This window comes from Acidobacterium capsulatum ATCC 51196 (assembly GCF_000022565.1).
Lineage (GTDB): Bacteria > Acidobacteriota > Terriglobia > Terriglobales > Acidobacteriaceae > Acidobacterium > Acidobacterium capsulatum.
On the sequence record NC_012483.1, the window covers coordinates 3,985,841 to 4,012,485 of the forward strand.

General features: G+C 61.8%; 23 protein-coding genes and 1 pseudogene. 19 read left to right on the forward strand and 5 right to left on the reverse strand.

Annotation, left to right across the window (positions count from 1 at the left end):
• Window positions 1-1,575 carry a DHA2 family efflux MFS transporter permease subunit gene (locus ACP_RS16440; RefSeq protein WP_015898466.1) on the forward strand — a complete coding sequence of 525 codons (1,575 nt, stop codon included), beginning with the start codon at window positions 1-3 and terminating at the stop codon, window positions 1,573-1,575.
• Between the two features lie 77 nt (window positions 1,576-1,652).
• On the opposite strand, the gene ACP_RS16445 is transcribed toward ACP_RS16440, so the two are convergent.
• The gene (locus ACP_RS16445; protein WP_015898467.1) at window positions 1,653-2,288 is read right to left on the reverse strand and encodes a carbonic anhydrase; all 636 of its coding nucleotides are present in this window, start codon (window positions 2,286-2,288) and stop codon (window positions 1,653-1,655) included.
• A gap of 70 nt (window positions 2,289-2,358) precedes the next feature.
• On the opposite strand from ACP_RS16445, the gene ACP_RS16450 reads away from it, so the two are divergent.
• Window positions 2,359-3,918, forward strand: coding sequence for a serine hydrolase domain-containing protein (locus ACP_RS16450; protein WP_238525592.1), 1,560 nt, complete (start codon window positions 2,359-2,361; stop codon window positions 3,916-3,918).
• A gap of 53 nt (window positions 3,919-3,971) precedes the next feature.
• On the opposite strand, the gene ACP_RS16455 is transcribed toward ACP_RS16450, so the two are convergent.
• Window positions 3,972-4,349, reverse strand: a complete 378-nt coding sequence (locus ACP_RS16455) for an ArsR/SmtB family transcription factor (protein ID WP_041840439.1) — start codon at window positions 4,347-4,349, stop codon at window positions 3,972-3,974.
• 110 nt (window positions 4,350-4,459) lie between these two features.
• On the opposite strand from ACP_RS16455, the gene ACP_RS16460 reads away from it, so the two are divergent.
• Entirely contained in the window at window positions 4,460-4,951 is a 492-nt protein-coding gene (locus ACP_RS16460) for an arsenate reductase ArsC (protein ID WP_015898471.1), read from the forward strand.
• Window positions 4,952-4,984: 33 nt separating this feature from the next.
• On the forward strand, window positions 4,985-6,028 hold the full coding sequence (arsB, locus tag ACP_RS16465) for an ACR3 family arsenite efflux transporter (protein WP_015898472.1): 1,044 nt from the start codon (window positions 4,985-4,987) through the stop codon (window positions 6,026-6,028).
• Window positions 6,029-6,111: 83 nt separating this feature from the next.
• On the opposite strand, the gene ACP_RS16470 is transcribed toward arsB, so the two are convergent.
• A complete protein-coding gene (locus tag ACP_RS16470; protein ID WP_238525593.1) occupies window positions 6,112-8,238 on the reverse strand; it encodes an ArnT family glycosyltransferase in 2,127 nt (708 codons plus the stop codon).
• Between the two features lie 8 nt (window positions 8,239-8,246).
• On the opposite strand from ACP_RS16470, the gene ACP_RS16475 reads away from it, so the two are divergent.
• The gene (locus ACP_RS16475; protein WP_015898474.1) at window positions 8,247-9,170 is read left to right on the forward strand and encodes a CHAD domain-containing protein; all 924 of its coding nucleotides are present in this window, start codon (window positions 8,247-8,249) and stop codon (window positions 9,168-9,170) included.
• Window positions 9,171-9,257: 87 nt separating this feature from the next.
• A complete protein-coding gene (gene ppx, locus ACP_RS16480) occupies window positions 9,258-10,826 on the forward strand; it encodes an exopolyphosphatase (RefSeq protein WP_015898475.1) in 1,569 nt (522 codons plus the stop codon).
• Here the strand turns inward: ppx and sixA are convergent.
• Window positions 10,778-11,323, reverse strand: coding sequence for a phosphohistidine phosphatase SixA (gene sixA / locus ACP_RS16485; RefSeq protein WP_015898476.1), 546 nt, complete (start codon window positions 11,321-11,323; stop codon window positions 10,778-10,780). The two genes, ppx and sixA, sit on opposite strands and share 49 nt — an antisense overlap.
• Window positions 11,324-11,516: 193 nt before the next feature.
• Here sixA and ACP_RS16490 point away from each other — a divergent pair, with 193 nt between their 5' ends.
• Window positions 11,517-12,065, forward strand: a complete 549-nt coding sequence (locus ACP_RS16490; RefSeq protein WP_015898477.1) for a TlpA family protein disulfide reductase — start codon at window positions 11,517-11,519, stop codon at window positions 12,063-12,065.
• A 47-nt stretch (window positions 12,066-12,112) separates the two neighbouring features.
• Here the strand turns inward: ACP_RS16490 and ppk1 are convergent.
• A pseudogene (ppk1, locus tag ACP_RS16495) lies at window positions 12,113-14,452 on the reverse strand (polyphosphate kinase 1); the annotation flags it as partial.
• Window positions 14,453-14,600: 148 nt separating this feature from the next.
• On the opposite strand from ppk1, the gene ACP_RS16500 reads away from it, so the two are divergent.
• The 12 genes from ACP_RS16500 to ACP_RS16555 all read left to right on the forward strand — a co-directional run bounded on the left by ACP_RS16500 (window position 14,601) and on the right by ACP_RS16555 (window position 26,619).
• Window positions 14,601-15,179, forward strand: coding sequence for a hypothetical protein (locus ACP_RS16500; RefSeq protein WP_041839698.1), 579 nt, complete (start codon window positions 14,601-14,603; stop codon window positions 15,177-15,179).
• A 240-nt stretch (window positions 15,180-15,419) separates the two neighbouring features.
• Complete coding sequence (locus ACP_RS16505; protein WP_015898480.1) at window positions 15,420-16,886, forward strand: TolC family protein; 1,467 nt, start codon at window positions 15,420-15,422, stop codon at window positions 16,884-16,886.
• Window positions 16,887-18,128: an HlyD family secretion protein gene (locus tag ACP_RS16510; RefSeq protein WP_015898481.1), complete on the forward strand. Its 1,242-nt coding sequence runs from the start codon at window positions 16,887-16,889 to the stop codon at window positions 18,126-18,128.
• A gap of 273 nt (window positions 18,129-18,401) precedes the next feature.
• Window positions 18,402-19,367, forward strand: a complete 966-nt coding sequence (locus ACP_RS16515; RefSeq protein ID WP_015898482.1) for a VTT domain-containing protein — start codon at window positions 18,402-18,404, stop codon at window positions 19,365-19,367.
• Between the two features lie 64 nt (window positions 19,368-19,431).
• Entirely contained in the window at window positions 19,432-19,683 is a 252-nt protein-coding gene (locus tag ACP_RS16520; protein WP_041839699.1) for a hypothetical protein, read from the forward strand.
• A gap of 78 nt (window positions 19,684-19,761) precedes the next feature.
• Entirely contained in the window at window positions 19,762-21,342 is a 1,581-nt protein-coding gene (locus ACP_RS16525) for a UbiD family decarboxylase (RefSeq protein WP_015898484.1), read from the forward strand.
• Between the two features lie 160 nt (window positions 21,343-21,502).
• Window positions 21,503-21,988 carry an NADH-quinone oxidoreductase subunit NuoI gene (gene nuoI, locus ACP_RS16530; protein WP_041839700.1) on the forward strand — a complete coding sequence of 162 codons (486 nt, stop codon included), beginning with the start codon at window positions 21,503-21,505 and terminating at the stop codon, window positions 21,986-21,988.
• A 444-nt stretch (window positions 21,989-22,432) separates the two neighbouring features.
• Window positions 22,433-23,119 carry a lipid-binding SYLF domain-containing protein gene (locus ACP_RS16535; RefSeq protein ID WP_015898486.1) on the forward strand — a complete coding sequence of 229 codons (687 nt, stop codon included), beginning with the start codon at window positions 22,433-22,435 and terminating at the stop codon, window positions 23,117-23,119.
• Between the two features lie 198 nt (window positions 23,120-23,317).
• Window positions 23,318-24,217, forward strand: coding sequence for a lysophospholipid acyltransferase family protein (locus ACP_RS16540; RefSeq protein WP_015898487.1), 900 nt, complete (start codon window positions 23,318-23,320; stop codon window positions 24,215-24,217).
• An 81-nt stretch (window positions 24,218-24,298) separates the two neighbouring features.
• Window positions 24,299-25,312: a UDP-3-O-(3-hydroxymyristoyl)glucosamine N-acyltransferase gene (gene lpxD / locus ACP_RS16545; RefSeq protein WP_015898488.1), complete on the forward strand. Its 1,014-nt coding sequence runs from the start codon at window positions 24,299-24,301 to the stop codon at window positions 25,310-25,312.
• Between the two features lie 4 nt (window positions 25,313-25,316).
• Entirely contained in the window at window positions 25,317-25,922 is a 606-nt protein-coding gene (locus ACP_RS16550) for a hypothetical protein (protein WP_015898489.1), read from the forward strand.
• Between the two features lie 121 nt (window positions 25,923-26,043).
• A complete protein-coding gene (locus tag ACP_RS16555) occupies window positions 26,044-26,619 on the forward strand; it encodes an NAD(P)H-dependent oxidoreductase (RefSeq protein ID WP_015898490.1) in 576 nt (191 codons plus the stop codon).
• Window positions 26,620-26,645 lie beyond the last annotated feature (26 nt).

The following is a 26,645-nucleotide window of genomic DNA, read 5'->3' on the forward strand; positions in this document are numbered from 1 at the left end:
ATGGCAGAAGCAGCTGAGCAGACATCACTCACCGGCGGGGTCAATCCCTGGCTGATCGCCATTTCGGTGATGCTGGCAACATTCATGGAGGTGCTCGACACGGCCATTGCGTCGGTCGCGCTGCCTTACATTGCAGGCTCGCTCTCGGCGACCACCGACGAGGCGACCTGGGTGCTCACCAGCTACCTGGTGTCGAATGCCGTCATTCTGCCGGCCAGCAACTGGTTTTCCATGCGCTTCGGCCGCAAGCGCTTTCTGATCACCTGCGTCATCATCTTCACCATCTCGTCGTTCTTCTGCGGCGCCGCGACCTCGCTGGCTTTCATCCTGATTGCCCGCGTGATTCAGGGCGCGGGCGGCGGCGCGCTGCAGCCCTTGTCGCAGGCGATTCTGCTCGAGAGCTTTCCTCCTCAGAAGCGCGGCGCGGCGATGGCCGTGTTTGCCTTTGGCGTGGTGGTGGCCCCCGTGCTCGGGCCAACGCTGGGTGGCTGGCTGACCGATACGTATAGCTGGCGCTACGCCTTCTACATCAACATCCCGATCGGCATCCTGGCCGTGTACATGATCAGCCGGTTTGTGAAAGACCCGCCGTATATCAAGAAGTCGAACGCGGGCAAGTTTGATGGCGTCGGCTTTGGCCTGCTCGCCGTCTGGATCGGCAGCCTGCAGTGCATCCTTGACAAGGGCCAGCAGGATGACTGGTTCGGCGCCGTCTGGATTCGCTGGGCCGCGGCCTTCCTGGTGATTTCCTTTGTCTGGTTCATCATTCACTCATGGCGCAAAGACCGCCCGCTGGTGAACCTGAAGACGTTCAAGGACCGCAACTTTGCCGTGGGCTGCGCGCTCATCTTCTCCTTTGGCCTTTGCATCTACTCGATGATTACGGTGCTGCCGCTCTACTATCAGGAACTGCTGGGCTACACCGCATTCTCGGCCGGCCTGGTGGTGGGACCGCGCGGCATCGGCTCGATCATCGGCATGCCGGTCATCGGCTTTATTGGCAGCAAGGTGGATGCGCGCTATCTGCTGACCTTTGGGTTTCTCGTCTTTGGAATCACGTCGCTGGTCTTCGGTAACTCCGATCTGGGAATTGGCCCCTACACACTGTTGTGGCCCATCATCATCACCGGCTTTGGCCTGAGCTTTGTGTTTGTGCCGATTGCCACGCAGACCTATGCCACGCTGCGCAATGAACAGATTGGCAATGCCAGCGGCATCTTTAACCTGATGCGCAATGTGGGCGGGTCCATCGGCATCTCAATCACGCAGACCCTGCTCACGCGCCGTAAGGATTACCACCAGAACGACATCACCAACTATGTGGCCACCACGCAGACCTGGTTCCAGCAGCGCGTCGGCTCGCTGAGCGGGTACTTGTCGCACTATACGAATCCGGCCAATGCCACGCACGCCGCCCAGAGCCAGCTGTACTCCCAATTGGGCCAGCAGGCGCTGCTGTGGGCCTTCATCGATGTCTTTCGATGGACGGCGCTGTTGAGTTTTGGCTGCATCATTCTGGTCTGGTTCTTCAAGAAGGCAGCCAAGGGCGCCAAGCCGCCGGCCGGTGCGCATTAGCGGTTTCCTTCAAGCAAAACAATGGCCCGCGAGCGAGAATGCTTCGCGGGCTTTCGCTTTGAGGTATCCGAAGCAGGTTAAGAAAACTCTTCCGCTGTCTCTTCGAGCGGCACAAATTGCTTTTTCTGTTCGCTCCAGGCCTCGACCGTTCCCGTCAGAATGTCGTAGTACCAGCCATGCACGCGCAGGGTGCCCGCCGCGAGGCCCCGCTTCACCTCGGGGTGCGTCTTCAGGTGCTCCAGTTGCGCCAGCACATTGGCATGGATCAGCCGCGTGAAGCGCTCGTCTTCGTCTTTCGGAATTTCGGGCCCCATATACTTCCACGCGGCCTCGATGAAACGCAGCCACAATGCCGTGAGCGGCAGTTTTTCGAGGCCTTTTTGCGGATGAAGCGCCGCCTTGCAGGCTCCGCAATCGGAGTGGCCGCAGACGATCACGTCTTTCACCTTCAGCACTTCCACCGCGTACTCAATGGTGGCCGAGACGCCTCCGGCCAACTCGCCGCCGGGAGGAATCACGTTGCCTGCATTGCGGCAAAGGAAGAGATCGCCCGGCTCGGCCTGCAGAATCAGGTCCGGCACCACGCGCGAGTCCGCGCAGGTGATGACCAGCACTTCAGGCGTCTGGCGGTCTGCGAGCAGGCGAAAATGGTCTTTCAGTTGCGGGAACTGCTCGGCGTGAAACTTGCGGTATCCCTCAATCAAATGCAGCATAGGCACTCCGGCGAGTGCGCGCAGATGAAGATTGCGGCCTCATGCGATTTTCACCAGTATCCATTTTTTCTTGAGGGCTTGCATCCTTGAAGCGCCGGGGCGCGAGCGCGGTGTCGCCAATCATGCCGCCTGGTTTGGTGCTGTGCCCGGCAAGCTGGTACGCTGGCCTGTCTATCACCTGAAGCAACAAGGAGTCAGAAGCATGCGGTATTGGATGACAGCGGCCGTGGCCATTTGCGTGAGCCTGCCCACCATGGCCGGGGCGCAAAACACGCCGGCAAACCATCATGATGCGGTCGATCAGCTTTCTCCGGCGCTGGCGCGCCAGATTGACCGTGCCAGCGAACAGGTGCTGGCTGAGACCGGCGTGCCGAGCGCATCCGTGGCCATTGTGCAGAACGGCAAGATCGTCTACACGCACGGCTACGGCAAGGCGCGGCTTGAGCCGCCCACCCCGGCCGAGCCGTGGATGCGTTACTCGATCGGGTCGATCTCGAAGCAGTTCACGGCGGCGGCGCTGCTGCTGCTGCAGCAGGAGGGCAAGCTCTCCATCGACGACCCGGTCTCGAAGTATCTGCCCGATCTCACCGATGCCAATCAGGTGACCATCCGCATGATTCTTTCGCACACCTCTGGCTATCAGGATTACTGGCCTGAGGACTACGTGATGCCGCCGATGAAGAAGCCCACCACGGCGCAGCACATCTTGAATGTGTGGGGCAAAAAGCCGCTCGACTTTGCGCCTGGTACCCGGTGGCAGTACTCGAATACGAATTATGTGATCGCCGGCGAGATTGTGGAGAAGGTCTCGGGCGAGCCGCTCATGAAGTTTCTGCAGCAGAACATCTTCAAGCCGCTGCACATGGACGATGTCTGGAACTCAGACTTGCACGCACTGCGCGAAACCGATGCGGAAGGCTATGTGCGCTATGCGCTGGGGCCGTTACGCCCCGCGCCGAAAGAGGGCGCTGGCTGGATGTTCGCGGCCGGCGAGCTGGCCATGCCGGCCTATGACCTGGCACAGTGGGACATCAGCCTGATGGACCGCTCGCTCTTGCAGCCGAAATCCTATGACGAGTTCTTTCAGCCCGTCATGCTCAAAGACGGCAATAGCTCGCACTATGCGCTCGGCATTTTTGTGGGCTCGCGCGACGGGCATCCGTACCTGGAGCACAGCGGCGAGGTCTCGGGCTTTGTCTCAGAGAACGTGGTGTATCCCAAGAGCAAGGCGGCCATCGTCGTGCTGACCAACGAGATTGCCTCGCCTGCGGCCAGCGCCATTGCCCGGGCGCTCACGCCCATCGTGCTGGCCTCACCCACTCCGGCCGAGGCGCAGGCGATGCAGATCTTCACCGGCCTGCAGCATGGGCAGATTGACCGCAGCCAGTTCACTGACTGGTGCAACGCCTATTTTGACCAGCAGGCACTCGAGGACTACAAGAACAGCCTAGGTCAGCTGGGCAAGCCCGCGAGCATTCAGCAGACCGGGAAGAGCCTGCGCGGCGGCATGACCTTCCGCGCCTTCCGCGTGTATTTCCCTGACGGGAAGAATCCGCTGGAGATCACAACCTTTACCGAACCGGATGGCAAGATTGAGCAGTTCATCGTTGCGCCGGTACCGAAGGTTTAGCCGGTTCAGCTTTAGGGCCTGCGTATCGCCAGGGTGCGCAGGCTTTTCTGTTTCTACGCTCGCTGCGTTTTCAAGGTAATCAGCGCGCTGCCCGGTGCGCAGCTCATCCGGCCCAGCTTTGCGCGGTCGGAGCGCATCTCCCGCTTCGCGTCCAGTTGTTGCAGCGTTGTCTCCAGAATCGCAGCTGCGCCCGCATCGGCAGGGCGTTCTATGCGGTAGTGCATCCACTTGCCCTCGCGGCGCGCGCACACAATGCCGGCGCGGCGCAGATAGGCCAGATGGCGCGAGATCTTGGGCTGGCTCTGGCCCAGGATCTCCACAAAATCGCACACACAGACCTCTCGATCGCGCATCAGGTTGAGCAGACGCAGACGGGTCGGGTCAGAGAGCGCGGCAAACAACTCCGCCAGGTCAAAGGAAGCTCGGGCCATGCCTTGAATATACGCCTTGACGAATATGTGGAGAGGCAATACATTCGCCTTAGCGAATATGTTTATGGGAGCGTCGTCTCCCGAATCGCGAGAAGGGAAGGCAGACACGCATGAGCGGCTCCTACAACGTTCTTTTCCTCTGCACCGGCAATTCGGCGCGCTCCATCATGGCCGAGGCCGTCCTCAACCACCTGGGGCAGGGCCGTTTTCACGCTTACAGCGCGGGCAGCCATCCTTCTGGCAGAGTGCGGCCTGAGGCGCTGGTGGAGCTCGACAGCTCGGGCATCTCGACCGTGGGCCTGCGCAGCAAGTCGTGGGACGAGTTCGCGGCGCCCGGCGCGCAGCACATGGATTTTGTGTTCACCGTCTGCGACAACGCGGCCAACGAGGTCTGTCCGGTGTGGCCCGGCCATCCGGCGACGGCGCACTGGGGGGTGGCCGACCCGGCAGCGATGCAGGGAAGCGCGGACGAGATTGCCCGCGCCTTCCATGATGCCTTTGTGGTGCTCGAGCGGCGCATCTCGCTGCTGCTTGCCCTGCCGGTAGCTTCGCTTGAAAAGCTGGCGCTGCAGCAGGAAATCGAAAAGATCGGCCGCTCGTAATTCGCGCGCCGCTTTCTTCTGCATGAGGTTCTTATGAACGTTTCCCGCCGTCTCTCGTTTCTTGACCGCTACCTTACCGGTTGGATATTTGCGGCGATGCTGCTCGGCGTTGCGCTGGGCTGGCTTGTGCCGGGCATGGTGCCTTTTTTGCAGCGCTTCAGTGTGGGCACCACGTCGGTACCCATTGCCATTGGCCTCATCGTAATGATGTATCCACCCTTCACGCGGGTGCGGTATGAAGCGCTGCACGAGGTCTTTCGCAATCGCAAGGTGCTGGCGCTCTCGCTGGTGCAGAACTGGGTGATCGGGCCGGTGCTGATGTTTGTGCTGGCGATTGTCTTTCTGCGGGGGTATCCCGAATACATGGCAGGCCTCATCATGATTGGCCTCGCACGCTGCATCGCCATGGTGATTGTGTGGAACGAGCTAGCCAAGGGCGATACGGATTATGCCGCCGGACTTGTTGCCTTCAACTCCATTTTTCAAGTGCTCTTTTATTCCGTTTATGCGTGGATATTTGTCACCGTACTTCCGGAGAAGCTGGGCCTGCACTCTTCTGTGGTGCATCTCTCCATTGGCGAAATTGCGCAGAGTGTTTTGATCTATCTGGGCATTCCTTTTCTGGCTGGCTTTCTCACCCGCGCGGTGCTGGTGCGCCTGCGCGGCCGCGAATGGTATCAGAGCCGCTTTGTGCCGCGCGTGAGCCCGCTCACGCTCATCGCGCTGCTCTTCACGATTGTGGTGATGTTTTCGCTCAAGGGCGGCTACATCGTGCGTCTGCCGCTCGATGTGCTGCGCATCGCCATACCGCTGCTGATCTATTTCGTGGTGATGTTTCTGGTTTCATTCTGGATGGGCCGCAAACTCGGCGCGGACTACTCCAAAACGACAACGCTCTCGTTCACCGCGGCCTCCAACAATTTTGAGCTGGCCATTGCGGTTTCGGTTTCGGTCTTCGGCATTCATTCCGGCGCGGCCTTTGCCGCGGTGATTGGCCCGCTGGTGGAGGTGCCGGTGATGATCGGCCTGGTGAATGTTGCGCAGGCTTTTCAGCGGAAGTACTTTGCCGAAGTTTAGCCACGCATCTGTGAGGCGAGTCTCTGGGCGCATGTAAAAAGGCGCAGCCGTTGTGGCTGCGCCTTTTTATATGGCGCTGCTTGTCAGGGCTGGCTCAATGGCCGGTCGGTATAAAGCGTCTTGTCTGAGATCTCCTGCACTTCGATCAGCTTGCCGCCCAGCAGCTTTTGGATGTGGTGCTGATAATCGCCCGGCACCACAAGGAACTTGCGCTTTCCATGGCCCCACAGCGCCACCAGATTGGTGTCACTCAAAAAGAGCCGCCGCGCGTCGGGGTAATCCGAACCCCAGATCATGGTGGAACCAAACAGGTTGTCGATGCCGCCGTTGTGCTTCGGGTCGGGCTCAAAGTACCAGTACTTACCGTGCACCAGGTAGGCATAGGGCGCCACGAAGTGGTGGGTGTAGAAGATCACCGAAGAGCAGTCCGTCTGGTCGCCGTAACAGAGCAACTGGTAGCTGTTGGGATTGTCGTGGCTGATCGCGTTAATGGTCTCGGCGAAGGGCTTGGACGACAGCATGGGCGCGAAGCGGACCACGCCGATGTGCGCCGCCACCAGAAAGAGCGCGGTCGTGAGGCCCAGTGAGACTGTGGATTCCAGATGATGCCCTTGCTTGCGCAGCCACCACGCCACCGGCGGCCCCACCAGGAACGTCAGCGCGGCCAGAATGGCAGGGAAACGCAGCGCCGCGAACGAAGCCGTGGTGAGATCAAAGAAGTGCGACATCGACAGCGAGTAATCGCCGACAGCGCGGTGCGCCAGCAGCGCACCAATATCCGGCACATAGGGCAGGTGTCGCGAAGCCCACAGGCCGTAGGCCAGAGCCGCCGCAATCAACAGGCCCAGCACGGCCACGACCGCATGTACGCCATTGAGCAGGCGGCTGGTGCCAGAGTCCGGATCGAGTGCTTCGGGGTTCTCTTCCACTGAAGACAAAGCGCCGGTCGTGAGCATCAGCAGCGAGAAGTACGCCGGCCAGGTGTAGTACTCCTGATTGGTGGAGATGGAGAAGAAGATGAGGATGAACGCCGCGTTCAACCCCAGCAGCAGCCCGGTGCGCGCGCGAAAGCGCAGCCGTGAAGCCGTGGAGCTGGCTTCGAGCGCTGTCATGTGCGGATCCAGAAACCGCAGCGTGTTGTTGCTGTTGTAGCGCAGGTCGCTCCAGAAGAGGTGGCGGTTGCGCCAGGCACGGCGCAGCACTACGGGCACAAACAGGCTCCAGGGAAAGAGCCACACGATCTGTCCCAGCCAGAAGACCCACCACGGCTGCTTGTTATAGTCGTGCGGATAGCGCGTGCCCAGGAAGCGCAGAAAGTGCTCGTTGATGAAATAGAAGTAGAAGAAGCCGTGGACGTTCCCAAAGCTGGGAATGTTGCCAATCGGGTGCCCCTGATCCGGGTTGGCCAGGCCGCACAGAATGTGCCACGGCGCGCCGACGGCCAGAAACACCAGAAATCCCGTGAACAGGCGCAGCTCGCGCCAGCGCTTCCACTCGCCCGTCAGAATGAGGTAGGGCACCACGGCCGCAGTAAAGAAGACCGGCGCAATCAGGCCTTTTGAGAGCAGCGCACAGCCCAGTGACGCATAGCAGAGGTACAATCGCAGCGGCTTGCGGTCCTCAAGCCCGGTCAAAAACAGGAAGAGCGACAGCGTCAGAAAGAAGGTGAGGATCGAGTCGGGAATATAAAAGCGCGTGAACAGAAATACGCCCACCGTGGTGAGCACGGCCAGCGCGGCATAAAAGCCGCCCCGGGTGCCATAGGCACGGCGTCCCCACAGCCAGCCCAGAATCGCGAGACCAAGCACCGCCAGCGCCAGGGGCAGGTGGGTGGCAAAGACGTTGAAACCAAACAGGTGGTAGTCGATGGCCGCCAACCAGTAATACATGGCCGGCTTCTCAAGATAGCGAATGCCGTCGATGTAGGGCGTTACCCAGTTGCCGGTCACAGCCATGTGCGCGGCGGCCTCGGCATGGGCGGCGTCGGCGTCGTCCAAAAGGCCCGGAGAAAAGAGGGCGGCAAAATGTACGGCCAGAAAAATGAGAACCAGGAGCGTCCAGACGCGAACGCGGGAGGCCAGCAAGGCAGGTTGCTGCTGCCTCATCTCCTGAGTGACACGAGTGACAACAACGGGGCGCGGCTTGTTCACAATATAGAGAATAGCAGCGGTTGGGGCTGCTTTTGACGTCCTCTGTAATGTCAGCGTCATAGAAAAACATGATTTCTGCGAATCCATCTGCGCATTTCCGCTCCGCGGCCCAGCGGCTTGACCGCACGCTCGCACGGTGCGCGGCCAGCCCTTCAGTAAAGGCGGTGCATCATCTGCGCACCGGCACCCGGAGGCTCGAAGCCGTGCTCGAAACATTGCTGAACGAATCCGCGGATACCAAAAGTGCCAAGAAACTCCACAAATCGGCTGACTCTCTTGTTCATCTCCTGCACAAGATGCGCCACCGTGCCGGGGTGGTGCGAGATGCGGATGTCCATCTGGAAATGCTGCGTGAACTGCGGCGCAAAGCACTGGCGGGCCAGGTAAGAGGCCGCGTCCGGGCAGGCGCCTCGCGGCCTGCGGGCCCTGCATTTCTGCGCGAGTGCCGCGCTCTTGAGGCGGAGCTGGCTCAGCGCCGTGCCGCGGCCGCGGCCCGCCTGCAGCAGCGTGCGGAAAAGTGGCAGAGGAAATTGCAGGCCCGCGTCGAGGCCGTGATCGAGGCGGATCCGCCGCCATCCCGCTCCTCTCGGGATGGGTCCCGCAACTCCGCGGGAGAGATCGCGCTCGCCAGCTTTCGCCGACTGTGTGAAAGCATGCCGCAGCTCGACGCGCGCAACCTGCATGACTTTCGCAAAGGGGCCAAGCGAGTCCGCTATCAGGCCGAGACGGCCGGCGATGCCCGCAGCCGCCGCATTGCCGCGCAGTTGAAGCGCCTGCAGGATGCCATCGGCCTATGGCATGACTGGCTGGCGCTTGCCGAGGAAGCCCGCCCGGCTGTGGATGCAGCTTCGCCGTTGATGCGCCGTCTGGAACAGCGGCGCGACCACCGCTATCGTGATGCCCTGCGGACCGCCAGTCAGGCGCGTGCCCGTCTGCTGGGTGGCGGCAAGCGCAAAGAGGCGGCTGGGGCGGCGCACCGCAGCGCTGCCTGACGCGAGGGGCGCCCGCAGAGGGCCGCGCAAAAAAATCCGGGTCGCTTGTGCCGGCTCTTCTCCGGTATGCTCTAACTTCTCTTGCTCATGCGAACATTTGCCGCCATTGATATCGGTTCCAACTCCTGCCGCCTCAAGATCGCGCGCGTCGTGCAGCACCAGTTGCGCACCGTGTTTGAGGATCGTGAAGTCACGCGCCTGGGGGCGAGCGTCTTTGAGACCGGCCTGATTTCGCCTGAGGCCATGGCCAACACCATTCAGGCGCTCAAGCGCTTTCACAAGGCCGTGCAGATGCACAGCGTGGACCGCGCCCGTTGCGTGGCCACCTCGGCTATGCGCGATGCCCGCAACGCGCGCGCCTTTCGCGCCTGGGTGAAAGACGAGACCGGGTGGGAGATTGAAATTATCTCGGGCCTCGAAGAGGGCCGTCTCATTCATCATGGCGTGGTCAGCACGGAGCAGGGCGCGGCGGGCCGCTGCCTGCTGATGGACCTTGGCGGCGGAAGCTGCGAAATTACGCTTTCTGAGCAGCGCCGCATCAAGGCCATGGTGAGCCTGCCGCTGGGCGCGGTGCGGCTCACGCAGGAGTTTCTGCGCAGCGATCCGCCGGCCAAAGAAGAAGTGGCGCGCATGAAGCAGTTCATTGCGCGCGAGTTGCGCCGTTCGGCCCGCAAGATTGATACCGAAGGCGTCAAGCTGGTCATTGCCACCTCGGGCACGGCGGCGGCGCTGGCCGAGGCGAGCGCGGCGATGCTTAAACCGTCCAAGGCTGCCAAGGGCCGGGTCAAAGCACGCTCCAATGCCAAGGCCGTTCCCGGGCATACGGCCACCGCAGAGCAGGTGCGCCTGCTGGCCGACAAGCTGACCAAGCTCAACAACGAGGCCCGCAGCGGCGTGGAGGGCATCGGAGCCCGCCGCTCAGAGATCATCGTGGCCGGGGCGCAGGTCTATGCCGAGCTGCTGGAGCACTATGACCTGCCGGGATTTCGCTACTCTCCGCTGGGCCTGCGCGACGGCATGCTCTCGCAAATGCTCGCAGAGGAAGACGCCCGCACCAGCGCGCACCAGCAGTTTGAGCGCGAGCGCTGGGCCGGCGTCATGGAGCTGTGCCGCCGCTACGGGGTCGATCCCCGTCAGGCCGAGCCGGTGCGCGCGCATGCCGTGCAGTTGTTTCATGACCTCGCTGCCGTACACCAGTTGCCCGAGGAGTACGAACTCTATCTTGAGGCCGCGGCCATGCTGCGCGATGTGGGCAAGTTTCTCAACTATCAGGGGCACCACCGGCACGCGCAGTACATCATCGCCAACTCTGAGGTCTATGGCTTCACGCCGCAGCAGCGCGTCATCACCTCAGCCATTGCGCGTTACCTGGGCAAGAGCCGCCCCACGCCCGAGGGCCGCACCATGCGCGACGTTCCACCTGAGGAGCACGAACACGTCAAACGCGCCGTGGTGCTGTTGCGCCTTGCCGCCGGCCTCAATCAGGACCGCGCCAGCGATGTGCTCAAAGCAAAGGCGCGGGTCTATCCGCGCCAGGTGATTCTGGAATTGCTGCCGGGCCGTACCGGCGCGGAGCTGGAGCTATGGTCGCTCCGTAAAGAGGCGGCTTACTTCCGCGAAGTCTTTCGCCGCGACCTCTTGGTCACCTTGCCGTAGACACCGCGCAAAATGCGGGGATCCACCAGCCAGTGCAACGTGCCCGGCCGCCGGGTCATGTCCACGCGGGCGAGTGCGCCTTTGCGCATGCGCAGACTGGTTTTTCCGGTGCTGCAGATCGCGCCCAGAAAAGCCGCCAGATTGGGATTGTGCCCCACAACCAGCACATTTTCGAGCTCCGGCTGGCCCTCCTCGGGCTCTTCGAGGCGTAGCAGAAAATCCTCAAACTGGCGCAGCGTCGCGCCTGGCGAGAGCGCTTCGGTGATGAGAATCTCTGCCTCATAACCGACCTCAGTGCCCACAAACGAAGCTGTCTGCTGCGCGCGCTTGAGAGGGCTCGAGACGATGAGGTCAAATTGCACCTTGAGCGAATTCAGGTAGCTGCCGAGCAGAATGCACTGCTGCTTGCCCTCTTTGTCGAGCGGACGGCGCACATCGATGACAGGATTGGGACGGCGCGTTCCCGCGCTTGCATGTCGAAGAAAATAAAGATTCATAGGGTTGTCTTGGACGGCGGCTGGCTGCGTGGCCAGCCGCCTTTTAACCTGATTGTAACAATCGGATGGCCGGTGAATTGTTAATTCTGCGGGGCTTTGGCAGGCAGACAGGCACACGCGCGGCTCTCGGCGCGCAGGTGCTCAGGTAGGATGAGAAACAACTTTTCCGCACCGGTTCAGGAGACAGAGACGCATGGCAACAAAGAGAGTGAGCTTTTTGAAATCCGCAATCGTGGCAGCCGCATGCCTGGTTGTGTTGACTCCGTACGGACGTGCTGCCAGCGATAGCTTCAAGCCTCTGACACGCGTCGGCGAGGCCATGCCGTCCTTCACCGTGAAGGAGCTTTCTGGCAGCACCTTCTCGATGGCGCGGGAGCGCGGCAAAGTCGTGGTGGTGAACTTCTGGGCGACGTGGTGCCCGCCGTGCCGTCTTGAAATGCCGCGACTCGAAAGAGAGATATGGGACAAGTACCAATCCAATCCCGGCTTTGCCATGGTCGCCATCGCACGCCAGCAAACTGAGGCCACCATCGCCGGCTTCCACAAAGCGCATGTGGAGTTCACCTATCCGCTGGCCTATGACCCGGCGCGCAAGGTCTATGCAAAGTTCGCCGATGCCGGCATTCCGCGCAGCTATGTGGTGGACAAGCACGGCCGAATCGTCTTTCAGAGCGTCGGCTACCAGGCAGGCGACATCCAAAAGCTCAACCGCGCCGTCGAGAAAGCGCTTGCGGCCAGATAAATGGCTCCGTCATTCTTCGCGCCGTGGGCGCGAAGAATGACCGCACACTAGCGCAGCGTCGATTCCGCCGGGTCCAGTTCCTCGTCGCCCGGCTCTTCGCGCCTGATCGCGCCGTTCGCGGCTCCGCTGCCAGTCACCGGCTTCATTGCGCTGGTGGCTGCTTTTTTCGCGCTCTTTTTCGGGGCAGATTTTTTCTTTGCCGCAGGGGCTGGAGCCGTTTCCGCCTGCACATCTTCGAGCGAAATCGTCACCGCCGCGGGAATCTGCCGCGCATTCGCCTTGCCCTCGGCCACGCGAATCAGAAAATCCTGCGAACTGAAGACCGGCGCATCCTTGGCGGAAGCCGCACTGCCGATGGGTCTGTATTCGCCGTCCGCCTGCAGATAGCGAGCCTTCACGGTATCGGCCAGGCATGCGCCCACAATCTCCTCGCGAATGCGCGTCCTCAGTTGTGCGTCGCGGACCGGGAAGATCGTCTCGCAGCGCTCGAAGAGGTTGCGCGGCATCCAGTCAGCGCTGCCGCAGTAGATTTCCGCCGCGCCGCCGTTTTCAAAGTAGAAGATGCGGCTGTGCTCCAGAAAGCGCCCGACAATGGAACGCACGCGAATGTTTTCGCTCATGCCCTTCACTCCGGGCCGCAGCGAGCAGATGCCGCGCACGATGAGGTCAATCTGCACGCCCGCATTCGAGGCCTCGTACAGTGCCTCAATCACGCTGCGCTCGAGCAGCGAATTCATCTTGGCGATGATGCGCGCCGGGCGGCCGGCGCGCGCATGGCTCGTCTCGCGGTGAATGAGCCGCATGAAGTTCTCGGCCAGCGTCAGCGGAGCCACCAGCAGCGGCGCATAATCGTCTGACTCCGAGTGCGCCGTGAGGTAGTTGAACACGTTGTGCACGCCTGCCGTAATCTCGGGGTCGGCTGTGAGCAGGCTCAGGTCGGTGTAGAAGCGGGCCGTGTTCGGGTTGTAGTTGCCCGTGCCCAGGTGGGCATAGCGGCGAATCTCGCCATCGGGATCGCGCCGCACCAGCAACGCCAGCTTGCAATGCGTCTTGAGGCCCACGATGCCATGAAAGACCTGCACGCCCGCATCTTCGAGCGCGCGCGCCCAGCGAATGTTGGAGGCTTCATCAAAGCGAGCCGTCAGTTCCACGACCACCGTCACTTCTTTGGTGGCGGCGGCCTCGGTCAGCGCGCGAAAGATCGGCGAGTCGCTGCTGGTGCGGTAGAGCGTCTGCTTAATGGAGACGACATTCGGATCCTCGGCCGCGGCCTCAATGAACTCCACCACGCCATCGTAGGAATCATAGGGGTGGTGCAGCAGCACATCGCGCTGGCGCAGCTCGTCAAACAAGTCCGTGGACTTGCGGTGCAGCCGCAGCTCCCGAGCCGCAAACGGCGCGTACTTCAGGTCGGGTCGCGGCGTGTCGCTGTAGAGATTCATTAGCCGGGAGAGATTCACCGGGCCATCGGTGCGATAGACCTGCGTCTCGTCCAGCTCAAAGTTCACGCGCAGCCGCTCGACAATCTCATTGTCGGCATCGCGCTCAATTTCCAACCGCACGGCGTCGCCCTTGCGGCGATTGTGCAACTCGCTGCGCACGGTTTCGAGCAGATTGCGCGACTCTTCTTCCTGAAAGTAGAGGTTGCTGTTGCGGGTGACGCGAAAGGCGGCCTTCGACAGAATTTCGTAGCCGCGATACATCGCCGCCGCATTGCGTTCGATGAGGTCATGCAAAAAAATGTAGTCGATCGTGCCCCCGGCTGAGGGCAACTGCACCAGGCGCGGCAGTGCGCGGGGCACCGTCACCACTCCCAGAACCGGATCGCTGGTAGCCTTGCGCTTGCTGTGCAGCAGCAGCGCGATGCACAGCGCCTTGTTGAGCACGCGCGGAAATGGGTGCGCCGGATCAATGGTGATGGGCGTCAGCAGGGGATCGACCTCGCGCTGGTAGAACGCGTTCGCGGCCTCGCGCGCGGCTTCGTCCATCTCGCTCCAGCTCAGCACGCGAATGCCGCGCTCACGCAGTGCCGGCACCAGTTGCTGCTTCCAGCAGCAGTACTGCTCGTCCACGTAGGCGTGCATCTGCCGGGTGAGCGTGTCCAGCGTCTCTTCGAGGGTGAAACCGTCGGCGTCTGCCTCGTTGTAGCCGTCTTCAATGCGCTGCAGCATGCCCGCCACGCGAATTTCGACAAACTCATCCAGATTGCTGGCCGTAATAGCGAGAAATTTCACCCGCTCCAGCAGCGGATTGGCCTCATTTTCGGCTTCTTCGAGCACGCGCCGGTTGAAGCGCAGCCAGGATTCGTCCCGTCCAAAAAAGCGGCTCGTCAATGCAGGTTTTGTCTTCGTCATAGTTACTCGTGTGCTGGCCCGCCGCTCAGCAGATTGCTTCCATCTTCTTCATACCGCAGGCGATGGCCTTGCGATGTGAATCTCGCAACAAAGAAGCAGCAGGCTCGTGGAGTTGGATGCCACGGTTGACTTGCCTAAACGTACAGCAGAGGATACAGAAAGGGAAAGGACCGAGAAAATCATGGCCAATCAGGATTGCATAGAGCCCGGCGGGGCCGGCGCGCTGCGGGCCGAACACACCGCGCTCGAACTCTTTCAACTGGCCTCTCTGCTGGTCGGCGAGCCGCAGTCGGCCGCGCGCCTGGTCGAGGAGACCGTGACATCGATGGAAATGGACCCCTGCGCCGCCCAACCCGGCATGGAGCAGGCCGCCCGCGAAAAACTTGCTGCCCACGCTTTGCTCTGGATGCAGCAGCGGGATCCGGAATCCTTTGCCGTCACTGCGGAATCGGAGCCCGTCACTTCTTGCGTCGAAACGGACGACATGGAGGCCAGCGGCATCACCAGCGAGCGCCTGGCCCAGTTGCTGAGCGGCGCGCAACGGCAGGAACTGCGCACCTGGCTGGATGGTCTGCCGCTCGCCTCCCGCGCCATCTTTGTGCAGCGTGCCGTGCTGGGCCGCGACAACAGCGCGACCGCCGAAGCCATGCAGGCCGCGGGCCGGGGCTGGACGCCGGATGCCGTGAGCCTGGCCTTCCGCTCCGCTCTCTGCTCGCTGGCCAACCAGCTCGCCCACTCGGCCGCGAGCGCTACGGCCTGATCTTCCTTGTGAGCCTGCCACGCGTGGCAGGCTCTTGCAGGGCGCATCCTGCCTGGATTGCTGCCTCGATTGCCGCCCTGATTTCGCCGATTCCTGCAAACCCCAGTCTCTTTCGCAAAAGTTTTTGCATTCTTCGCGGTGCACGGGCATCCAATTTGCGTATCGTAAAGTGCGTAAGACTTTCTGCGTTTGAAGCAGGCTGTCATCAGGTGTCTGTCTAACCAAGAGGAAACAGATTCAGTGTTTGAAGCTGGCAAAAGAAAAGCGACCAGCGCTGCCGCGAGCTGCGTTTTATTGGCCGCCGCCGTCGTCGTGGCGGCTCCCATGGCCCGCGGGCAGCAGCAGGGCAGCGGAGTCACCGCACCGCCGCCGCCCATTCAGATCATCCAACCGCAGATTGACAGCTCCACCTACAAGGGGAGCGCCTCCAACGGTAAAGTGACGCCCGGCGTGCTTCCGCTCTCGCTCGATGAAGCTATTCAGCGCGGGCTGCAACACAATCTTGGCCTGTTGCTGACTACGCAGACGGCCACCACGGCGCGCGGCAATCAGCTCGATCAGTTGCAGTCGCTGCTGCCCACCGTGAAAGGCAAGCTCACTGAGGCAGTGCAGGAGTCTGACCTGCAGGCCGAGGGGCTGCGCGTGCCCGGTTTTCCGGCGATCATCGGGCCTTACGGCTACACCGATCTGCGCGGCACCTTCGAGTGGTCTTTGCTGAACCTCTCTGACCTGCAAAACTATCTGGCCACCAAGCATGACTTCGCGGCCTCAAAGCTCTCTGCCGAAGACGCGCGCAACATGGTCGTGCTCACTGTCGGCAATGCCTATCTGCTGGTCGTGGCCGACAAGGCCACCATCGCCGCCGATCAGGCGCAGGTGGCTACGGCCAAAGTCTCTCTCGATCAGGCCATCGACGAGCACAACGCGGGCACCACGCCGCGGCTCGATGTGCTGCGCGCCCGGGTCGATTACCAGACCGAAGAGCAGAATCTGATCTCCGCGCAAAATGCGTTTCAAAAAGACAAGATCGCGCTGGCCCGCGCCATCGGTCTGCCTCTGGAGCAGAAGTTTGCCGTGACCGATACCGTGCCCTACGCGCCGCTCGATCACATCGACGAGGCCCAGGCCGTGGAGCAGGCGCTGGCCAACCGGAAAGATCTGCAGGCGATGCAGCAGAAGCTTGAGGCCGCCCGGCATGCGCGCACAGCCGCGACTGCCGAGCGGCTGCCCACCGTCAAATTCAACGGTGATTATGGAGACATCGGTGTCAATCTCGCGCACTCCCATGGCACCGGCGACGCCACCGGCTCGCTCGATGTGCCCATCTTTGAGGAGTTCAAGCTACGCGGAGATGCCAGGCAGGCTCAGGCGCAGCTCGATCAGCAGCAGGACCAGCTCAGCAATCTGCGGGGGCAAATCACGGCCGATGTGGACGACGCGCTGCTCGACATGCAGTCGTCTGAGAAGCAGGTGCAGGTCGCGCAAAGCAATGTATCGCTGGCCAGGGAAGCCTTGAAAGAGGCGCAGGAGCGTTACCAGGCCGGCGTTTCTGACAATCTCGCGGTCTCGCAGGCGCAGCAGGCGCTCGCGCAGGCCGATGCGCAATATGTGAGCAGCCTTTACGCCCACAACGTGGCCAAGCTTTCGCTGGCGCGCGCCATGGGCGTGGCTGACAGCAGCTACAAGACTTATCTGGGAGGCAAGTAAGTGGCGGACCAAAATCCCGAACAGAAAAATACGCCGGCAGACGAGCAGCAGCTCGACAAGCCGGAAAATCTGCGCCCCAAGTCGCGCAAGCGCTTCATCCTCTTCGGGGTGATCGCCATTGTTCTCATTGGAGGCGGCCTCTATTGGTGGCACTCCACGTTCTATGAAAACACCGACGACGCACAGATTGACGGAAACATCATTCAGATCTCCTCGCGCATCAGCGGCCATGTGCTCAACGTGGAGGTGCAGCAGAATCAGTCCGTGAAGAAGGGCGAAATTCTGGTAGAGCTCGACCCCACCGACTACGAGACCGCGGTCAAACAGGACGAAGCCGACCTGGCCAGCGCCGAAGCGAATTACGAAGCTGCCACGGTCAACGTGCCCATCACGCATGTGAGCACCAGCAGCACGCTGAGTTCAGCGGATGCGACCGTACTCAGCGCCCGTGACTCGGTGGCGCAGGCCGAGCGCCAGTTGCAGGCCGCCAGAGCACAGGTGCTCTCCGCGCAGGCCAATTACACCAAGGCAAAGCTCGACCTCAAGCGCTACACCTCGCTGGTGCAGAAAGACGTCATCTCGCGCCAGCAATATGACGCCGCCGTGGCCACGGCCACCGCCGATCAGGCTGCCGTGCAGCAGGCCGAAGCCGACGTACAGGCCTATCAGGCCGCGGTGAGCGTTGCGCATGCCAAGGTAGCGCAGGCGCAGGCATCGTACCGCAACGCGCAGACCGGCCCGCGCCAGGTCGCCATTCAAAAGGCCAAGGCGGATCAGGCCGCCGCGCAGGTCAAGCTGGCCGAGGCCAAGCTGCAGCAGGCCAAGCTCAACCTCAGCTATTGCATCATTCGCGCGCCGGAGTCAGGCATTGTGACCACCAAGAGCGTCGAGGTCGGGCAAAACGTCAGCATCGGTCAGAACATGGCTACGCTGGTCTCGCTCGACAATGTTTGGGTCACCGCCAACTTCAAGGAAACGCAGTTGGACAACATGAAGGTCGGCCAGCCCGTCACCATTTCGGTGGATGCCTATGGCGGCAAGCAGTTTGACGGTAAGGTGACTGAAATCGGCGGAGCTACCGGCTCCATGTTGAGCCTCTTTCCGCCCGAGAATGCGACTGGCAACTACGTCAAGGTGGTGCAGCGCATCCCGGTGCGCATCGACTTCACCAATCCCAGCCAGGACAAGGACCACATGCTGCGCCCGGGCATGTCGGTCGAGCCCAAAGTGCGCATCAAGTGAATTCTCGCGGTTGAGCTTGCAGCGCAACGGCTATTCCCGGAAAGACGCCCTCCCGCGAGGGCGTCTTTTTCTTGCTTTCGTCTCCTGATAGAGATGCCTTTTCCTTCGGTACAATCCCGGGGATTCCAGCCCCTCCGGTTGCCTGCAGTCCCCGGCACGCCAGGCCTTCTCAACATTTAATTCCGCCGAACCCTCCCGCTCTCTGGCATCATCTATCACACAGGCCCTTTCTTTCCGGCGATTCCCGCCGCCGCGCCTGCCCCTGAGGATCGTATGCCATTCGCACTCCACTTCTTTCTTCAGCACGCGTACATGATCCTGTTTCTCTGGGTGCTTGTGGAGCAGCTTGGCGTGCCGATTCCGAGCACGCCCATCCTGCTCGCGGCCGGAACCCTCACCGCGACCCGTCAGCTCGCGCTGCCTGCCGTCATCATCGTGGCCCTGGCTGGCAGCTTGATCAGCGACTCGCTCTGGTACTGGATGGGCAAGCGTTACGGCGGCCTGATGGTGCGCCTGCTCTGCCGCCTGTCGTTTGAGAGCACGGTCTGCGTGCGCAAAACGGAGGAGTACTTCACGCGCCGCGGGCCGGCTTCGCTGCTGGTGTCAAAATTCATTCCCGGCCTTGGTACCGTCGCCGCTCCCATCGCCGGGCAGACCGGCATGAGCTTCCGCCGGTTCGTCTTTTATGACGCGGGCGGCATCCTGCTGTGGACGCTCTCGGTCACCCTCGGCGGCCGCTTTTTCGGCGACATCCTCAAGCGCCACCCAAATGCGCTCTCCTGGACCGGCCATTTCGCTCTCGGCCTTTTCCTGCTGCTCTTTGCCGGCTTCCTGGCGTGGCGCTTTTTCAAGCAGCGCATGTTCCTTGCGGAGATTCGCATGGCGCGCATCTTTCCCGACGAACTCAAGACGCGCATTGAGGAAGGCGATGACGTCATCATTGTCGATCTTCGCCATCCGCTCGATCTGCTGCCCGACCCGCGCACCTTGCCCGGTGCGCTGCGCCTCACGCCTGACAAGCTGATGGCGCAGTTGGAGCAGATTCCGCGCGACCGCGAAGTCATTCTCTTCTGCACCTGCCCTAGCGAGGCTACGGCTGCCAAAACGGCCCTGCAACTGCGCCGCGCGGGCATTCAGCGCGTGCGCCCGCTCTATGGCGGCTTTGATGAGTGGAAGAAGCGCGGCTATCCCCTGGTGGAAGGCAATGCCGATCTGGCACTGGAGTACGCCCGCGGCTGAGCTTTCCTGCTCGCCCGCTCCCGCATCTGTGCTACCTTCGCTGCGGGAGGGCAAACCACGTCTCATGGCATTCTCTGAAAGCTATCACTGCGATGTCTGTGGCAAAGATAAAAGCGACACCAGCTCCGACTGGTGGCTCATGTGGACCGAGGACTTCGATCCTCCTGGCCCCAGCGACATTCAGCCCTCCATGCGCCTGACCCGCTGGAACACCCTGCAGGCCCACGCGCCTGAGACGCGCCACCTCTGCGGCGCCACCTGCGTGCAGACACTTCTCAATCGCTGGATGAGCGGCACAAAAACTGCGACGCGCTGAACGCAAACTCACTCATCGGCCCAGCGGCCGCCACGGCAGCAGCTACCATAGAAGAAGAGTTAACTGGGAGCAGACACCGTGGCTTACAACGACTTACGCGAGTGGATCAAAGCGCTGGACCGCGCCGGGGAACTGGTGCGCGTCCGCGAGAGCGTCAGCCCGATTCTTGAAATTGCCGAAATCACTGACCGCGCCTCCAAGGCCGGCCGCAAAGGCGGCGTAAAGGGCTACCAGCCCGGAGGCCCCGCGCTCTTGTTTGAGAAGGTCACCGATTATCCGGGCGCGCGCGTGCTCATCAACCAGTTCGGCAGCGAACGCCGCATGAAGCTGGCCCTCGAAGTCGACTCGCTCGATGAAATCGCCGGGCGCATTCGCGCGCTGCTTGAAATGAAAGCCCCCGAAGGCATCATGGAAAAGCTCAAGCTGCTGCCCATGCTGGCTGAGTTCGGTGCGTTCTTTCCCAAGGTCATCAAGGCCAAAGACGCGGCCTGCAAAGAGGTCATTCATCTCGGCGACGATATCGACGTGCTGGAATTCCCGGTGCTGCAGTGCTGGCCCGGCGACGGAGGCCGCTTCATCACGCTGCCCGGCGTCATCACGCGCGACCCCAAAACCGGACGCCGCAACATGGGCATGTATCGCATGCAGGTCTATGACGGCAAGACCACCGGCATGCATTGGCAGCGCCATAAGAACGCCGCCGAGCATCTGCGCGAGCGCCTGCGCGCCGCCTCGGGCAGCGAAACCAGCACCCACGTCGATGTAATGGCAGAGACCGCCGGAGGCACCACCAACCTCGCCTTCACCAAGGTCACTGACGAGCGGCTCGAAGTCGCTGTCGCCATCGGCGTCGATCCCGCGACGGCCTTCTCGGCCATCGTGCCCGCGCCGCCTGAGGTCGAAGAATTCCTCATCGCAGGCTTCCTGCGCCAGAAGCCCGTCGAGCTGGTCAAGTGCGAGACCGTCGATCTTGAAGTGCCGGCCCATGCCGAAATCATTCTCGAAGGCTTCGTCAATCTCACCGAGCTGCGCTCCGAGGGGCCTTTCGGCGACCACACCGGCTTCTACACGCTGCCTGACGATTATCCGGTCTTCCACATCACGGCCATCACGCACCGCAAAGACCCCATTTACGCGGCCACCATCGTCGGCAAGCCGCCCATGGAAGACGCCTGGATGGGTAAGGCCGTCGAGCGCATCTTCCTGCCGCTCATGCGCCTCACCCTGCCCGAGATTGTTGATGTCAACCTGCCGTCGGATGGTGTCTTTCATAACCTGATGGTCGTCTCCATCCGCAAGAGTTACGCGGGGCAGGCGCGCAAGGTCATGAACGGTATCTGGTCCATGGGCCAGGCCATGTTCACCAAGTGCATCATCGTCGTTGACGAGGACTGCGATGTGCAGGATCTTGGCGAAGTCACCCTGCGCGCGGCGAATAACATCGATCCGCAGCGGGATATCGAGTTCACGCTCGGCCCCATCGATTCGCTCGACCACGCTTCGCGCCTGCCCAACTACGGCAGCAAGATGGGCATTGATGCCACCCGCAAGTGGGCCGCCGAAGGCTTCACACGCCCGTGGCCCCCGATGATTGAGATGGACCAAGGCACCCGCGCCCGCGTCGATGCCATCTGGAAGAAGCTCGGCATCGACAAATAGCTGCGCCGCGCTCCATCCTTTTTGCTTTCAAAGGATGGAGCCGTCCGCCTCGCGAGTGAGCATCCGCCGCAACTCCAAACTTCAGAGATAGCTGGTGCTCTCACGCAAATCCTCTTGCCGCCGCCTGCGCGAATCGCCGCGCCCTTTGTATACTGAATGCATGTCGATCGTTAGCAACGTCACGGGTATCGCCAAAGGCATGAGCATCACCTTCCGGGAGATGTTCCAACCCACCGAGGTAGAAAACTATCCTGACGGGCCCGGGCCGAGTCGCGGCGCGATGCTTCAGGAGCGCTTTCGCGGCGCTCACGTGCTGCAGCGCGATGAAAACGGCCTGGAAAAGTGCGTCGCCTGCTTCCTTTGCGCGGCAGCCTGCCCCTCCAACTGCATCTACATTGAAGCGGCCGACAACACTGAAGAGCAGCGCATCTCGAGCGCCGAGCGTTACGCCAAGGTCTACAACATCGACTACAACCGCTGCATTTTCTGCGGTTACTGCGTCGAGGCATGTCCCACTGACGCCATCACGCATGGCCACGGCTTTGAGCTGGCCAGCATGCATGCAACCAACATGATCATGCGCAAAGAAGACATGCTGGTGCAGTTGTCCACCGGCCAGCCTTCGCTGGCGCAGAACTCCCGCTAGGTTTAACCCGAATTGACTCGCCAGAAGCCGCGGGCAGTAGCCCTCGGCTTTTGCATTCTGGCTTTGCGGTAATCCTGCCTTGTCGCGATGGTCGCTCTATCTACCTCATAGAAAAAGGGTTCTCCCGATTCGGGAAACGATAGGTATCGTTTTCCCGAAAAGGTGGTTACCAAAGGCCACTGTCCCACGGAGACCTTGTTCCTCGTTCCCATTCGCAATAAAACAGAGTCAGCAATAACGCAGATCTGGGGAACGGGGCTGGCGATTGAATCGCGGCCCCTATTTTTTTTGTTTTTCTCAGGGCTTTTCCGGCTCTTTTCAACCCCGCAGCCTTGGACTGCATCTATCTTGACGGTAGACAGAAGGAGAGTTTGAACCGGACCGTATTGCCTGAAAAGGAGGTTCCGGTCGCCACTACTCCTTCGGAACTGGGGTTATTGATCAATGAAAAAAATTCTCGCACTTCTCTGCGTTGCCGGACTGTCGGTGCCGGCGTTTGCCGCTACGAATATGTCCACGTTGAATGCTCGTCTGGAAGCCGCGCGCACCACCATTCAGGAGATTGAAGCCACTCCGGACAAGTCGATTCCCATGGAGATCACCCAGAGTGCCACCTGCGTGGGCGTAGTCCCGGGCCTCATCAAGGGCGCTTTCATCTTCGGCGGCGAACGCGGCCAGGGTGTAGTGACCTGCCGCACCGGCCACGGCTGGAGCGCACCGGTCTTCATCCAGATGACTGGCGGCTCGTGGGGCCTGCAGATCGGCGGCCAGAGCACCGATCTGGTTATGGTCGCTGTCAACCAGAAGGGCTTTCAGGACCTCATCAATAGCAAATTCAAGATTGGCGCGGGTGCTTCGGCTGCCGCCGGCCCGGTGGGCCGCAACGCGCAGATGGCCACCAACTGGAAGATGCAGTCTGAGCTGCTGACCTGGTCGCGCAGCAAGGGTCTCTTTGCTGGCATTGATCTGAACGGCACCGTTGTTTCGCAGAATCAGGAAGCGGACGACCTCTTCTATCACAGCCACCACACGCCGGATCAGATTCTCAAGGGCGAGGTGCTGCCGCCGGCCTCCGCGCGTCCGTTCCTGCGCACGGTCGCGAAGTACTTCCACGAAAGCAACGAGCAGTAAACATCCTCCGCTGTCTCTCCTCAACCGCGGCTCCTTCTGGGGGCCGCGGTTTTCTCATAGGCAAAGCGTGAGGTGCCGCAGAGCCGGTGAATCACGACATCTCCCCGGGCCGGTTTAGGTCCTGAAGGCCCGTCCCGTGTACACTACCCACGTTCTCCGTGGCCAGATCTCAACCGGACTGCGGACTCGTAACGACTCATGCGAATCAAGTTGGAATTTTGCGCCGTATGGGCGCTCGTGACCCTGCTGCGTGTCCTGCCGCGTTCTCTGGCCCGCGCCATCGGCGCATTCATCGGCGCTGTGGCATGGTTCTCGCTCTCCCGCCTGCGACGCACCGGCCTGCGTAATCTGGAGCTGGCTTTTCCCGCGTGGCCGCCCGCCCGCCGCTCCGCCACTCTGCGCGAACTTTACCGCAATCTCGGTTGGCATCTTGCGGAGTTCTGCCAGATGTCCGGCTACACGCGCCAGAACACGCAATCCTTCCTGCGTTATGAGGGACTCGAGCATTACCTCGCCGCCCGCGAACGCGGCCAGGGAGTGCTCATCGTCACCGGCCATCTTGGCGCGTGGGAGCTGTCGAGCTACTGGCACTCCCTCATGGGCTACCCCATGAGCATGGTCATCCGCCGCCTCGACAATCCTCTGGTCGACCGCTTCGTCAACCGCATCCGCTGCCTGCACGGCAATCGCGTGTTGCACAAGGACAACTTCGCGCGCGGCCTCATCGCCGCCATGCGCAATGGCGAAACCGTCGGCATCCTGATGGACACCAACATGACGCCTCCGCAGGGCGTCTTTGTCCCATATTTCGGCCATATGGCCTGCACCGGCTCGGGGCTGGCCCGGGTCGCCCAGAAGACCGGCGCGGCCGTGCTGCCGGGCTTTCTGCTCTGGGAGGCTGCCGAAAAGAAGTACGTCTTGCACTTTGGCCCTGAAATTCCGCTCCTCCGTACTGGCCAGGAAGAGGCCGACGCCATCGCCAACACCGCCAGCTTCACTGCGGCCATCGAGGACTACGTGCGCCGCTACCCCAGCCAGTGGCTCTGGGTGCATCGGCGCTGGAAGACCCGCCCCGCCGGCGAGCCATCTATTTATTAGCCGCAGGCGTTCCTGGATTCAGGCCTGAATCCGGCAAATCACAGTCTCGCCGCCGCCATCGGCTGGCCTAAACTGAGAGAGATGAAACTCTCCGAGCTGGCCCTCGCCCTCGAAGCCGAGCTCCGCCCCGCCTCTCATGCGGACCTCGAAGTGCACGCCGTGGCCAGTCCACGTACGGCCATCGCCGGCAAGGGCATGCTCGTCTTCGCCGAAGACGAAGCCTCGCTCCAGGCCGCGCTGGCCTCGCAGGCTGCCGCTATTCTTACCCGGCCCACGCTCGCGGGCGATGCCATCCCGGCCCGGCCGCTCTTGCTCATGCGGCATCCCAAGCTGGCCTTCGCTCGCGCCGCCCGTCTTCTTCAGCCGCCGCCCCCGTATACCGGGGTGGACTCCTCGGCGAGCGTGCATCCCACGGCGCAGCTCGGCAGGGAAGTCTCCGTAGGCCCCTGCGCGGTCATCGGAGCTTATACGATCCTCGGCGACCGCACCCGCATTGAGGCCGGAGCCGTCCTCGGCGAAGGCGTCCGCATCGGCGCGGACTGCCGCATTCACCCCCGCGCTGTCCTCTATCCGGGCGTGACCCTCGGCGACCGTGTCATCGTGCATGCCGGGGCCGTGCTCGGCGCCGACGGCTTCGGTTATGTCCGGGACAACGCCACAGGGACCTACATTCAGTTCCCGCAGCAGGGGACACTCGTGCTCGAAGACGACGTGGAGATCGGCGCCAACACTACCATCGACCGTGGAGCCCTCGAAGAGACCCGCATCGAGCGCGGCACAAAGATCGACAATCTCGTGCATCTCGGCCACAACGTGCGCGTCGGCCCCAATGTGGTCATCGCGGCGCAAACCGGAGTTTCGGGCTCCAGCAGCATTGGTGCAGGGGCCGTGGTGGGCGGCCAGGTCGGTATGGGCGACCACGCATCTATCGGAGAAGGCGTCATCGTCGGCTCGCAGGGCGGCATTCTGCCGCACAAACATCTGCGAGGTCCAGGTACTGTGTTTTGGGGCACTCCCGCCAAACCTTTAAAGCAATACTTGAAGGAGCTGGCCCACCTCGCGCGCCTCGCCAGGCGCCACAACGCGGGGGAATAGCGTCATGGCCATCGTCGTCGTCGGCGGCCACTCCCGCAACATCGGCAAGACCTCAGTCGTCGCCAATCTCATCGCCGCGATGCCCGAGCGGCAATGGACCGCCGTAAAAATCACCCAGTACGGCCACGGCTTCTGCACCGCCAACGGTGAGCCCTGTGAATGCCAGACGGCCGATCACGCCCTGGCCATCACCGTCGAGCGCGATCCCGGCTCCGGCACTGACACCAGCCGCTTTCTCGCTGCGGGAGCCGCCCGCGTCCTCTGGGTGCGCACGCGCATTGGGCATCTTGCCGAGGCCATGCAGCGCCTCCGTCAGGAACTCAACCAGGCCCCAAACGCCATCCTCGAATCCAACAGCGTCCTCCAGTTCCTTCGCCCCGATCTCTACCTGACGGTTCTGGATCGCTCCACGGCCGACTTCAAAGACTCCGCGCGCCGCTATCTCGACCGTGCTGATGCCATCCTGCTCAACGACGCTGGCCGCGAACTGTCCCCCCAATGGCAGGGCATCTCGGCGAAACTGCTCGCAGGCAAGCCGCAGTTTGCAGTTTCCTCCCCGCAGTTTTATAGCTCTGAATTAGTGTCATTTGTCCGAGAACACCTCAAGTAGCGCTTGAGGGTTTCACGCGGTCTCATTCTGCGTGATCCGCGTCACCGCCGCCTCGTGAAACGCGCTTTAAGGTGAGGGCGTAATCGAGACCCCTGGCGTTCTGCAGCAAGGATGGACTTCGATGGCGCGTATCGTGATTCTCGTCGGCCATGCCCGAAAAGAGACGTATGGCGAAGCGCTCGCCGAAAGCTACGCCTGTGGCGCCCGGCTTGCGGGACATGAGGTACAGCTTTTCGTGCTGAGCAAGCTTGCCTTCGACCCCATTCTCCACGAGGGCTTCTCACGCCCGCAGCCGCTTGAGCCTGATCTGGAGAAGGTGCATGGCGCGCTTGTGGCCGCCGATCATCTGGTGATTGTCTTTCCGCTCTGGATGGGCAATATGCCCGCGATCCTCAACGGGTTCATCGAGCGCATCTTTCAGCCGGAGTACTGCGAGGCAGAACGCCGGAAGCAGAGCTTCCCGCAGCCGCTCAAAGGCAAATCAGGCTTGATCGTCATGACCATGGGCATGCCCGCGCTGGCTTACCGATGCTGGTATGGCCCGCACGCGCTCCGAATTCTCAGGAACTTCGTTCTTTGGCACATCGGGGTACACCCCACGCGAGTGCAACTCATCGGTCGTGTGGAGGCGATCGGTCACCGTGGCCGCTCCCACTGGCTCAACCGCATGGAGGAATTAGGCCGGCGTGCCGCCTGATGGCGCGCGGAAACGTGGCTGGAGTC

Coding starts and splice junctions, on each gene's coding strand:
- ACP_RS16440 (WP_015898466.1), top strand. CDS start 1: ATGGCAGAAGCAGCTGAGCAGACATCACTCACCGGCGGGGTCAATCCC.
- ACP_RS16445 (WP_015898467.1), bottom strand. CDS start 2,288: ATGCTGCATTTGATTGAGGGATACCGCAAGTTTCACGCCGAGCAGTTC.
- ACP_RS16455 (WP_041840439.1), bottom strand. CDS start 4,349: ATGGCCCGAGCTTCCTTTGACCTGGCGGAGTTGTTTGCCGCGCTCTCT.
- ACP_RS16460 (WP_015898471.1), top strand. CDS start 4,460: ATGAGCGGCTCCTACAACGTTCTTTTCCTCTGCACCGGCAATTCGGCG.
- arsB (WP_015898472.1), top strand. CDS start 4,985: ATGAACGTTTCCCGCCGTCTCTCGTTTCTTGACCGCTACCTTACCGGT.
- ACP_RS16470 (WP_238525593.1), bottom strand. CDS start 8,238: ATGACGCTGACATTACAGAGGACGTCAAAAGCAGCCCCAACCGCTGCT.
- ACP_RS16475 (WP_015898474.1), top strand. CDS start 8,247: ATGATTTCTGCGAATCCATCTGCGCATTTCCGCTCCGCGGCCCAGCGG.
- ppx (WP_015898475.1), top strand. CDS start 9,258: ATGCGAACATTTGCCGCCATTGATATCGGTTCCAACTCCTGCCGCCTC.
- sixA (WP_015898476.1), bottom strand. CDS start 11,323: ATGAATCTTTATTTTCTTCGACATGCAAGCGCGGGAACGCGCCGTCCC.
- ACP_RS16490 (WP_015898477.1), top strand. CDS start 11,517: ATGGCAACAAAGAGAGTGAGCTTTTTGAAATCCGCAATCGTGGCAGCC.
- ACP_RS16500 (WP_041839698.1), top strand. CDS start 14,601: ATGGCCAATCAGGATTGCATAGAGCCCGGCGGGGCCGGCGCGCTGCGG.
- ACP_RS16515 (WP_015898482.1), top strand. CDS start 18,402: ATGCCATTCGCACTCCACTTCTTTCTTCAGCACGCGTACATGATCCTG.
- ACP_RS16520 (WP_041839699.1), top strand. CDS start 19,432: ATGGCATTCTCTGAAAGCTATCACTGCGATGTCTGTGGCAAAGATAAA.
- nuoI (WP_041839700.1), top strand. CDS start 21,503: ATGTCGATCGTTAGCAACGTCACGGGTATCGCCAAAGGCATGAGCATC.
- ACP_RS16535 (WP_015898486.1), top strand. CDS start 22,433: ATGAAAAAAATTCTCGCACTTCTCTGCGTTGCCGGACTGTCGGTGCCG.
- ACP_RS16540 (WP_015898487.1), top strand. CDS start 23,318: ATGCGAATCAAGTTGGAATTTTGCGCCGTATGGGCGCTCGTGACCCTG.
- lpxD (WP_015898488.1), top strand. CDS start 24,299: ATGAAACTCTCCGAGCTGGCCCTCGCCCTCGAAGCCGAGCTCCGCCCC.
- ACP_RS16550 (WP_015898489.1), top strand. CDS start 25,317: ATGGCCATCGTCGTCGTCGGCGGCCACTCCCGCAACATCGGCAAGACC.
- ACP_RS16555 (WP_015898490.1), top strand. CDS start 26,044: ATGGCGCGTATCGTGATTCTCGTCGGCCATGCCCGAAAAGAGACGTAT.